The sequence below is a fragment of the Sphingobium sp. Ant17 genome, from assembly GCF_000588875.1.
Classification (GTDB): Bacteria; Pseudomonadota; Alphaproteobacteria; order Sphingomonadales; family Sphingomonadaceae; genus Sphingobium.
In genome coordinates this window covers 1-9,835 of record NZ_JEMV01000106.1, presented here as the reverse complement: position 1 = coordinate 9,835, position 9,835 = coordinate 1, and the positions used below count along the sequence as shown (strand labels likewise).

The 9,835-nt window shown below is 65.9% G+C and carries 10 protein-coding genes and 2 pseudogenes; 2 read left to right on the top strand and 10 right to left on the bottom strand.

The window, feature by feature from the left end:
- From BF95_RS23715 to BF95_RS23690, 6 genes and pseudogenes are all read right to left on the bottom strand, one after another.
- Positions 1 to 757 (bottom strand): annotated as a pseudogene (locus BF95_RS23715) (2Fe-2S iron-sulfur cluster-binding protein); the annotation flags it as partial.
- A 30-nt stretch (positions 758 to 787) separates the two neighbouring features.
- Positions 788 to 1,096, bottom strand: a complete 309-nt coding sequence (locus tag BF95_RS23710) for a hypothetical protein (RefSeq protein ID WP_235209971.1) — start codon at positions 1,094 to 1,096, stop codon at positions 788 to 790.
- 272 nt (positions 1,097 to 1,368) lie between these two features.
- A complete protein-coding gene (locus BF95_RS23705; RefSeq protein WP_043155077.1) occupies positions 1,369 to 1,848 on the bottom strand; it encodes a heavy metal-responsive transcriptional regulator in 480 nt (159 codons plus the stop codon).
- A 162-nt stretch (positions 1,849 to 2,010) separates the two neighbouring features.
- Complete coding sequence (locus tag BF95_RS23700; protein WP_043155087.1) at positions 2,011 to 2,352, bottom strand: hypothetical protein; 342 nt, start codon at positions 2,350 to 2,352, stop codon at positions 2,011 to 2,013.
- Positions 2,353 to 2,467: 115 nt separating this feature from the next.
- Complete coding sequence (locus BF95_RS23695; protein ID WP_043155076.1) at positions 2,468 to 2,827, bottom strand: hypothetical protein; 360 nt, start codon at positions 2,825 to 2,827, stop codon at positions 2,468 to 2,470.
- A gap of 378 nt (positions 2,828 to 3,205) precedes the next feature.
- Positions 3,206 to 3,625: a MerR family transcriptional regulator gene (locus BF95_RS23690; RefSeq protein WP_021243986.1), complete on the bottom strand. Its 420-nt coding sequence runs from the start codon at positions 3,623 to 3,625 to the stop codon at positions 3,206 to 3,208.
- A 90-nt stretch (positions 3,626 to 3,715) separates the two neighbouring features.
- Between BF95_RS23690 and BF95_RS23685 the strand changes: the two genes are divergently transcribed.
- Both BF95_RS23685 and BF95_RS30840 read left to right on the top strand, forming a co-directional pair.
- On the top strand, positions 3,716 to 4,087 hold the full coding sequence (locus BF95_RS23685; RefSeq protein WP_152542912.1) for a mercuric reductase: 372 nt from the start codon (positions 3,716 to 3,718) through the stop codon (positions 4,085 to 4,087).
- Positions 4,080 to 4,307 carry a GDCCVxC domain-containing (seleno)protein gene (locus tag BF95_RS30840; protein ID WP_081659657.1) on the top strand — a complete coding sequence of 76 codons (228 nt, stop codon included), beginning with the start codon at positions 4,080 to 4,082 and terminating at the stop codon, positions 4,305 to 4,307. The genes BF95_RS23685 and BF95_RS30840 overlap by 8 nt, the downstream gene beginning before the upstream one ends.
- A gap of 20 nt (positions 4,308 to 4,327) precedes the next feature.
- Here BF95_RS30840 and BF95_RS23680 read toward each other — a convergent pair whose 3' ends face one another.
- The 4 genes and pseudogenes from BF95_RS23680 to BF95_RS23665 form a co-directional block, all read right to left on the bottom strand.
- Positions 4,328 to 4,750, bottom strand: a complete 423-nt coding sequence (locus BF95_RS23680) for a copper-binding protein (protein WP_235209969.1) — start codon at positions 4,748 to 4,750, stop codon at positions 4,328 to 4,330.
- Positions 4,751 to 4,802: 52 nt separating this feature from the next.
- Positions 4,803 to 5,043: pseudogene (locus tag BF95_RS23675) on the bottom strand (hypothetical protein); the annotation flags it as partial.
- 277 nt (positions 5,044 to 5,320) lie between these two features.
- Positions 5,321 to 8,563: an efflux RND transporter permease subunit gene (locus BF95_RS23670; RefSeq protein WP_043155073.1), complete on the bottom strand. Its 3,243-nt coding sequence runs from the start codon at positions 8,561 to 8,563 to the stop codon at positions 5,321 to 5,323.
- A gap of 3 nt (positions 8,564 to 8,566) precedes the next feature.
- The gene (locus tag BF95_RS23665; protein ID WP_043155071.1) at positions 8,567 to 9,712 is read right to left on the bottom strand and encodes an efflux RND transporter periplasmic adaptor subunit; all 1,146 of its coding nucleotides are present in this window, start codon (positions 9,710 to 9,712) and stop codon (positions 8,567 to 8,569) included.
- Positions 9,713 to 9,835 lie beyond the last annotated feature (123 nt).

Here is a 9,835-nt window from a genome sequence, read left to right as displayed (position 1 = left end):
GTTTGCCGGCAACCGGAGCCGCCACCGGCGCCGCCGATGGCGGCGATTTGGCGGCACCCCCGCCGACGATCGCGGCAATCCGCCGCAGGCGAAACATCTGCAATGCGATCAGCGTGGCGCTGACGAGCGCCAGGAACACCATGAGAAGCAGATGCGAAGGGGAAATGCCGAACCAATGGTTGGCGTGGCCAGACGGGGGCTCGTCCAGATCGAGCTGATCGCGAAACCAGGAGAGGCCTACCTCCCGGGGCGGCTGCAGGCCGCCAATCGCGCCCTGCGCGGCGGAGCCTGCACGGAACAGATCCGTCCCCTCGCGCATGCGACGGGCCGCCTCCAGCCGTGCCGAGATCGTCGTCGCCCGCGCTCCGTCGGCCGACGCGGCATTGATCATCGCCAGGCCCGTGTTGACCCGTTCACTGGCCTGCGACGCCACACGCTGCCGGGCGGCTTCGTCGAGCGCTGGAAAGGCCAGGAGCTGGGAGAAGAAGGCCGCCCGGCGAGAATCGTGGCCGTGCTCGTTCTCTCCCTCGCCGTTGATCATGCGGTCCATCATGGGGTTCATCATCTTCGCCATGTCGGACGATCCCGGCGCCGACGGGGCGGACATAGCCCCGTCAGCCGGCATCGAGGCGGCGCCAATGCCGCCGCCATGATGGGCGGCATGATCCTCGCCTTCCTGTGCCTTGACGCTCATGGACAGGCTCAGGGCGAGCGCGAGCCAAAGGCTCCAGCGGCGAAGGCCGATCCGATTGCGCATCCTCGTCCCCTTCGTGCGCCTACATATCCTTCATCGGCATGGCCTGGTTCGTCGCGCCGGGTCCGTCGCCGGAGCGCTCCCGTTCGAGCCCCCCGCCCGCATCGCATCATGGTCCATGGCCTGGCGATGATGGCGCTCCATCTCCTCCTGGTTTCTCACTTCGTCCGAGGGATCCGCGTCAGCGCCATTCGCCGTGTCGGTCGGGAGCGGGACCGCAGCAACGCTGTTCGCCGCGGGCGGCACCGTCTGATCGCTCTTGCGGTCACAGCCGGAGAGCACGAGCGCCATCAACAGGGTCCCGCCGACGAGGGGCAGAACGGTCTTGTCATGTCCGATCATGGCTTGTTCCTTCTCATTGGAAACGTCCGGGCGGCTCTCCGCCGCCCGGACCAGATCATTGCGCGTTACGGAGAATCTGAAGGCACCGGTCGTGCGAGAGATTCATGGGGTTGCGGCCCTGGCCCTTCATCTCGCCATGGTCATGGGGCGTCTGGAGACCCATATTGCTCTCCATCGCCCGGCAGCTCTCCACCTGTGCACTAGTGGGCCGTGTGGTCACACAGCTCCCAGAAGTAACGCCGGAACTGTTACTGCGATGATATGCTTTTTCGTCATGATAAGACCCCTTTTGATAACGGTGATCGTTCACCCTGCGCCGCTTCGTCTTTTGTTTTTTTATGTTGGTCTTTCCGCCTTGCCGTCAGGAAGGCCAAGATCGGGCAATCGGAAACTGGCACTTCGCCCGGGCACTCGTCGGCAAGCATCCGAAGCATTTCGCGGATGTCGGACAGACGCTTGAGCCGGACCTCGGTGTCACTGATCTTGGCGTGCGTGATGTCGAGTACGGCTTGCGCACTGGAGGTATCGGAAGCCCTGAGTTCCAGCAGTTGCCGAGCTTGCTCGAGAGTGAAGCCGAGTTCCTGGGCCGAGCGGATGAAGTTGACGCGCTCGAGGTCCGTCTCATTGTACAGCCGATAGCCTGATGCGGTTCGCTCAGGCGCACGCAACAGACCCATCCGCTCGTAATAGCGGATCGTGTCACGCCCCACGCCTGCGGCCGCGGCCAGTTCGCCGATCTTGAAATTACCCATGACATCCGCTCGATTATGCCGGTGGGACCGTGGTCCTGGGTCAAGCAGTTTTACTGCGACCCCGAATGGCCCTGTTTAGGCCACCGGCGCTATGCCAGCCGGCGGACTGCCCGACATCCTCGCCGTCGGGCAGCTTTTGCCGGCCGGTCGCCGGAGGCACGGTCAATTCTTGCGAAGCTCGACGATGTCGTGCTTGGCCGGTGTGCCGTCGGCGACGGTCACACGGGCAAAGTGATCGTCGTAGATGTGATTGATCCTCACATGACCGACGAATTGCCGACGGAATGCCGGACCCGTGCCCTTATAGGAACCGCCCGGTACGGGGACGTTCCGATACACGTCGAGAACCTGACCGACCTCCGCACCATCGGCTTTTCCGATGCAGACAACCGGACCGGTCTCATCGGTATCAACGATCGAACCGCGCATGAACCATGTGTGGCCAATACCTTGCGCGGCGGCCGGGACTGCCGATAGCAGGGCCAAACCCGCTGCGGCAAGCATCACTGCTTTCATGTCGAACTCTTTCATTAGCTGAGTGCGAACCCTCGGCTATCTCGTTCGGAGCGGCGGCGGAGGTTCAGCTCCGGCCACGGCTCCGACCGATGCCGAGGCCGTGTCAGTTGCTGCGGCGAAGCTCGACGATGTCGTGCTTTGCCGGCGTCCCATCCTTCACCGCGACGTGCGCGAAGTGATCATCGTAGATGTGGTCGACGGTCACATGACCGACAAGCTGGCGATGGTAGGTTGGCGCTACGCCCTTCGAGGGACCAGGATGGGTCACGACACGATAGACTTCCAGCGTCTGGCCGACTTCGGCGCCATCGCTCTTGCCGATGCAGACGATCGTGCCCTGGGCATCCGCGCCCACGATCGAGCCACGCATGAAGAAGCTGTGCCCGATACCCTGAGCCATCGCCGGAACGGCGGCAAGCATCGAAATTCCGGCCAGCGCAACCGTGATGGACTTCTTGATCATATTCTCCTCCTTTAATAGATGTTGACACCACCGCTCGAAACGCGAGGGGAAGAACTTCTCTTCAAGCGTCGGAGTACGGTCCCAGGTCCAGCCTCGATATACGTATAGGCCGCAGCTGCGATCTACCGGTCGAACCAAATGCTACGGTCGACATGCGTTAGCTCTGGGCCGCAGCACTGATCAGGCGGCTGCCGAAGAGGTCGCCTGCCGCGACGGTGCAACCGACAGAGCCGGCCCACCCCCAGTCTCGCTTGGCGTCGGAGCACTGCATCGCTAGCGATCAACATTGTCATGTTCGCGGCCGAGTTGGCGGCGGGCATCCTTTCTGGCCACCAGGATCGCGTCAGTCGTTGAATGTTTCGGGGCAGGTGCGGCAGTTCATCGCCGACTAAGCCCCAATTGGGCGGCAGCCGACAATGTCGTGATCAACGGGCATCCGACCTGATCGCCGGCGTCGCAGGCACGGACGGTGTCGGCAAGCACGCGCTCCATACGCCTCAAGTCGGTAATCCGCGCGCGCACCTGTCGGAGGTGCGAAGCCGCGATTTCGCGGGCGTCGCCGCATGCCATATCTTCGGCGGTGGCGATTCCGAGCAGCGCCCGAATTTCGTCTAGCGTAAAGCCCAGCTCGCGCGCACGCCGGACGAAATGGACCCGCGCAACATCCGCGAGACCAAAGCTGCGGTACCGGCCCCGGCGAGCCGGCATAGGCAGCAGTCCGATACGCTCATAATAGCGGATCGTCTCAATGTTGCAGCGCGTGCGCCGCGACAGCTCTCCAATCGCGATGGCTTCCATGGCCGCCCCTCGCCTTTCGAAATTGGGGGGTTGAGTCTGTAGTTCCTACAGATGGTAGAGTTCCAGCCAATTGATCGCAAGGAGTCGCCGATGACGTCCAAACCATATGTCCTGGGCCGCTTTTCGAGCGCGCGTGGGGCGCTGTTACTCGCCTTCGGCGCAATAGCGTCGGCATTCGGCGTAGCCTCCTGCTGCGCCTTGCCGATCTTGCTGACCACCGTTGGCGTCAGTGTGGGGTGGCTGAGCGGCATCGCCGTTGCCGCAGCTCCCTATCGGACGCTTCTCCTCGGCTTGAGTGCACTCTGCCTTGTCGGTGGCGCAATCATGCTCTGGCGGCCACAGCGCGTGGCGATGACCTGTGGACCCGACGGCGCCTGCACGCCACCTGCCTTACGTGTTGTGGTGTTCGTCGGCTTGACGGTCGGCGCGATCCTGCTCTGGCTTGGATATGCCTATGTCTGAGCGCGCGCCCCTTCTCGAATCGACCATCACTTGCCCGCAATGCGGCACGGTGAAGACGGAAACGATGCCGACGAACGCCTGCCAATATTTCTACGATTGCACCGGCTGCGGCGCCTTGTTGCGCCCGATGGCAGGAGATTGCTGTGTGTTCTGCTCCTATGGGACGGTAGCGTGCCCACCGATTCAACTTTCGGGTCCAGGCGCTTCTTGCTGCGCCTGACTGATCTCCATGAGGTCAGGCTATTCCTGCAAGACATCTCGCCGAGGCGGGCGGACCCAAATGGTGCCCGCCTCGCGCAGATAGTCCCTATTGCGGTCGAACGGCAGTGACCTCGGCGGCCATGCCTTGGGTCTTGACGTCGAACCCGATCCGCTGGCCCACCCGCAGGCCGCGAAGCAGCGTCGCGGATTGGCCTTGAACGCCACGGTCATAGCGGGCCAGCCCACCGCCGGAATCGGTCCATGCTGGATCGTGAGCTTGTTCGCCTTGGCATCGATCGCGGTGATGACACCGACACCCTGCCCCGTCTTGGCGGCAGGCGCTTTCTTGTCCATGCCCGCCATACCGGACATGCCTTTCATATCTCCGCTCATGGATTGGGCGAAGCCTGGACCAGCGGCCAGAATGGCGGCGGTAAACAGTGCGGCGCGTAATGCTCTCATGATGATCTCCTTTGTTGAGAGGCGGGGGTAATTTCGGAAGATGGGCGCCGCGTCGCGGCTTGCGAAGCAACAGAATAGGCGGCGGACAGAACGAACATCGAGAGCAGCGGCGAGGTCAGCATGCCGCCGATCATCGACGCGGCGATCCGGCTCATCACCTCGGAGCCCGCGCCCGAGAAGTCGGCGGAGACGCCGGCCGTCGCGATGAACCCGACCCCGCTCGCGACCGACTGGTTGAATCCGAGCAGATAGAGCGTCCAGATTTCTCTGGTCAGCGCGAAAGGCAGCGTGCCCCCGTATACCGAGCGCCGAGGACCACCGTCGCGCAAATCTCCAACAGGCATTCCCGGCTCAAATCGCCCACGCCACCTTCCATCGCTCGAAAGGCAGGTTTCATCGCACTCAAAGTCACCCCTATTTTTCGGCTATCGGGTTGTGGAAGCGAACGGAATTCGTGCCGGACATTCGTTTCCGCGCCGCACTCGCAGCGATTGCGCGGGCAGGCGCATGGCCGACTGCCGCGTCATCCAAGCGATTGCCGCTCCCGGTGCGCGATGCCGATACGGATGATCAGCGTCTGGCCTCTGCTTTCGCGGAAGGATATGGCAGCAACTCGTCGGCATGGGCCACCTTCGACGCCGGCAATTCTCGACGCCCGAGCCACGCGTAGAGCGTCGGCAGCACGAACAGCGTCAGCAGCGTCGCGGAGATCAGTCCGCCGATCACCACGGTCGCAAGCGGCTTCTGGACCTCCGAGCCGGCGCCGTGGCCGAGCGCCATCGGCACGAACCCGAGCGAGGCGACCAGCGCGGTCATCGCCACCGGCCGCAACCGGAGCAACGCGCCCTCGCGGCTCGCCCGGACGCGATCCATGCCAGCCCGCATCAGGTCCTGGATCGATGTGACCATCACCAGGCCGTTCAATACCGCGATGCCGGAGAGCGCGATGAATCCGACCGCCGCCGAGATCGAGAACGGCATGCCACGCAACATCAGCGCAGCCACGCCGCCAACCAGCGCCAACGGTATGCTGGTGAACACGATCGCCGCGTCGCGCGCGCTGCCGAGCGCGCCGTAGAGCAGCAGCAGGATCAGCGCGAAGCAGGCCGGGACGACCAGCATCAGGCGGTCGCGCGCGGAAGCGAGATTCTCGAACTGCCCGCCCCATTCGAGCCAGATTCCGGCGGGCAACCGAACATCCTTGGCGATGGCGGCTTGAGCGTCCGCGACCACGCCGGCGACGTCGCGGCCACGGACATTGGCCTGGACCACCACGCGGCGCTTACCGTTCTCCCGGCTGATCTGGTTGGGGCCATCGGCGACGCGGATGTCGGCGACGTTGGCGAGCGGCACGAATGCGCCCGACGGCGTCGGCACCGGCGTCTGGCCGAGCGTCGCGAAATTGGCACGCTCGGCATCCGACAGGCGGATCACGATCGGGAACTTGCGGTCGCCTTCGTAGATCACACCCGCCGCGCGGCCGCCGACTGCCGCAGCGACGACGTCCTGCACGTCCCTGGCGGTCACGCCCAGGCGCGCCGCCGCGTCGCGGTTGAACGCGATGTCGAGCATTGGCAGCCCTTCGGTCTGCTCGACCTTGACGTCCTGCGCGCCCCGAGTGCGCCGGAGCAGCGCCGCGATCCTGTCGGCCGTCGTGTTCATCTGGGCGAAATCGTCGCCGAACACCTTGACCGCGACATCGCTGCGTACGCCCGCGATCAGTTCGTTGAATCGCATCTGGATCGGCTGGGTGATCTCGTAGCTGTGCCCGGGCACCTGCGCCAAGCGCTGCTCGATCCGCTCGACGACATCGGCCTTGGTCTCGCCCGGATCGGGCCATTCGCCGCGCGGCTTGAGCATCACGAACGTGTCGGTGGCGTTGGGCGGCATCGGGTCCGAGGCAAGCTCGGCGGTGCCGGTGCGCGAGAACACGACCCGCACTTCGGGGATGCCCGACAGCGCCTTCTCGATCTGGAACTGCATCTTCTGGCTCTGGTCGACCGACGTGCCGGGCACCCGGAACGCCTGGACGAGGACATTGCCCTCGTCGAGCTGCGGCAGGAACTCCTGGCCGAGCGTGGCGTAACCGGCGCCAGCCAATGCGAGCGCGCCGATCGCGATCCCGAAGGTCCGCTTGGGCGCGCGCATCGCCTGGTCGAGTCCCGGTTCGTAGCGGCGGCGTAGCCAGCCGACGATCCGGCCTTCCTTCTCCTCGACCGGCTTGCTCAGCCAGATCGCTGTCGCCGCGGGCACGAAGGTCAGCGACAATACGAACGCGAACAGCAGCGCCATGATGACGGTCAGCGCCATCGGCTCGAACGTCTTGCCCTCCACGCCCGAAAGCGTGAGCAGGGGCACATAGACGAGGATGATGATCGCCTGGCCAAAGACCGACGGGCGGATCATCTCGCGCGCGGCCTGCGCGACCAGGGCGAGACGTTCGCCGCGATCGAGCGGCCGGCCGAGATGGTGCTGACGATCGGCGATCCGCCTGAGCGCGTTCTCGACGATGATCACGGCGCCATCGACGATCAGGCCGAAATCGAGCGCGCCCAGGCTCATCAGGTTGGCGGAGACACCGGCCTGGAGCATGCCGAACCCGGTCAGCAGCATGGTGATCGGGATCACCGCCGCCGCGATCAGCGCGGCCCGGAAATTGCCGAGCAGCACGAACAGCACGACGATGACGAGCAGCGCACCTTCGCCGAGGTTGCGCGCGACCGTCGAGATCGTCGCGTTGACGAGGTCGGTGCGATCGAGCACCGGCTCGATCACGATGTCGGGCGGCAGCGACGGGCCGATGCGGCGCAGCCGTTCGGCCACGCCGGTCGAGACCGTCCGGCTGTTCTCACCGATTCGCATCACAGCGGTGCCGGTGACCACCTCATGCCCGGCTTCGGACGCCGAGCCGAGCCGGATCGCCTGGCCCAGCCGCACAGCCGCGACCTGCCCGAGCAGGATCGGCGTGCCCTCCCGCGTGGCGATGACCGTGCTGGCGAGCTGCGCGGTGCTGACGATCCGCGCATCGGCACGGACCGCGAGACCCTCGCCGTTGCGGTCGACGATGCCACCGCCGATCGCGCTGTTGTTCGCCTCGAGCGCGGCGGCAAGCTCGCTCAGCGACAGCTTGAGCGCGGCGAGCTTCTGCACGTCGGGGACGACCAGATATTCCTTGTCGTAGCCGCCGAGCGAATCCACCCCGGCGACACCGGCGACCGACTTGACCTGCGGCGCGACGATCCATTCCTGCACGGTGTGGAGATAGGTCGCCTTGTCGGCCTCGCTCACCAGCCGGTCGCCCTCGGGCGTGATGTAGCTGCCGTCGGGCTGGGTGCCGGGCTCGCCCGGCTTGTGCTGGTCGTGCCCGCGATCCTGATAGCGGACGGTCCACATATAGATGTCGCCGAGGCCGGTCGCGATCGCCCCCATTTCGGGGGTTACGCCGTCGGGCAGGCGCTCCTTGGCGTCGTTGATGCGCTCGGCGACCTGTGCCCGCGCGAAATAGATGTCGGTCGAATCCGTGAACACGGCCGTGACCTGAGCGAACCCGTTCCGGCTCAGCGAGCGTGTGCTTTCCAACCCCTTGATGCCAGCAAGCGCGGTCTCGACCGGGAAGGTGACCTGCTTCTCGATCAGCTCGGGCGAAAGCGCGGGCGCGCGGACGTTGATCTGGACCTGGTTGTTGGTGACGTCGGGCACCGCGTCGATCGGTAGCCGATAGAGCGAGGCGGCGCCTACGATGGCGGCGATGGCGGTGAGCAGCAGGACGAGCCAGCGGCGCTCGACCGCGAGGGTGACGATGCGTTCGATCATGGCTCAGTCCTCGTCCCCGCCTTCGCCCTTGCCGAGTTCGGCCTTGAGGGTGAAGCTGTTGGCGGCGGCGATCTGTTCGCGGCCGGTCAGCCCCGACAGGATCGTGACCGAGGCGCCATTGGCCTGGCCAAGCGTGACCGGCACCGCGCGGAACCCGGTGGCCGTGCGGACGAACACCACCGGCTTGTTCTCGACCATCTGCACCGCGGTCGACGGCACGCTGATCGCGCTGCCGCCCTGGCCGCCGCCCAGCAGGATCGCCGCCTGCACACTCTCGCCGACCCGCCACTGGCCGGCGCGATTGTCGAGCGTCGCGATCACCGGCACCAGCCGGGTAGTCTCGTCGAGCACCGGCGAGACGAAGGTGACGCGCGCCGTGGCTTGCCGGCCCGACGCGCTCACTTCGACGGTGGCGCCCGGCCGGACGCGGCCGGCATCGGCGGCGGACAGCGACAGGGTCAGCGATACGGTCGAGAGGTTGGCGACCCGGAACAGCTCGGCATCGGCGGCAACGGTCTGGCCGAGCGTCACGGAGCGCGCGATCACCTGGCCGCCAATCGGGGCGCGGATCGCGATACGGTTGAGCGAGCCGCCGCCACCGCCCGCCGCTGACACCTGCTGGCGGGCGAGCCTGAGCGCGATATCGGCTTCGCGCGCGGCAGTGCGCGCCGCGATTAGATCCTGCTCGGCCGACACGCGTTCGTCGAACAAGCGCTGCTCGCGCCGGAGATTGGACTGGGCGAGCACGGCGCGCGCCTGTGCCGCCTCGACCTCGGCGTTGAGCTGGGCGGCCTCGCGGCTTTCGATCACCGCCAGCGTTTCGCTCCGTCCGACCGACTGGCCGAGGTTGCGGGTCAGCGCGACAATGCGTCCGCCGATTGCCGCCGACACGACCTGCGTGCCCTGCGGGTCGCCTTCGATGGTCGCAGGCAGCTCGATCGCTCCGCCGCCGCCGATGGTCGGACGCACGAGCTGGATACCGGCTGTTGTGATCTGCTGGGGCGTGAGGTTGACGATGCCTTCTGGCGCCTCGGCGCTTTCCTTGGCTTCGGCCTCGGTCTTTTCCTCGGCGGGCTTGGTGCCGCCACAAGCGGCGAGCGTGGCGACAAGCGCGAGGGGCAACGTCGCCCGCAAAATCGTGATCTTCATGGGCTCAGTCTTTCGTGATCGTGGGAGCGGCGCCGGTGAGGCGCTGGAGGCGCGCGCGCGCGTCATGCCAGGCGGCGAGCGCATCGACCGCAGCCGCGCGGGTCTCCGCCAGCGTGCGCTCGG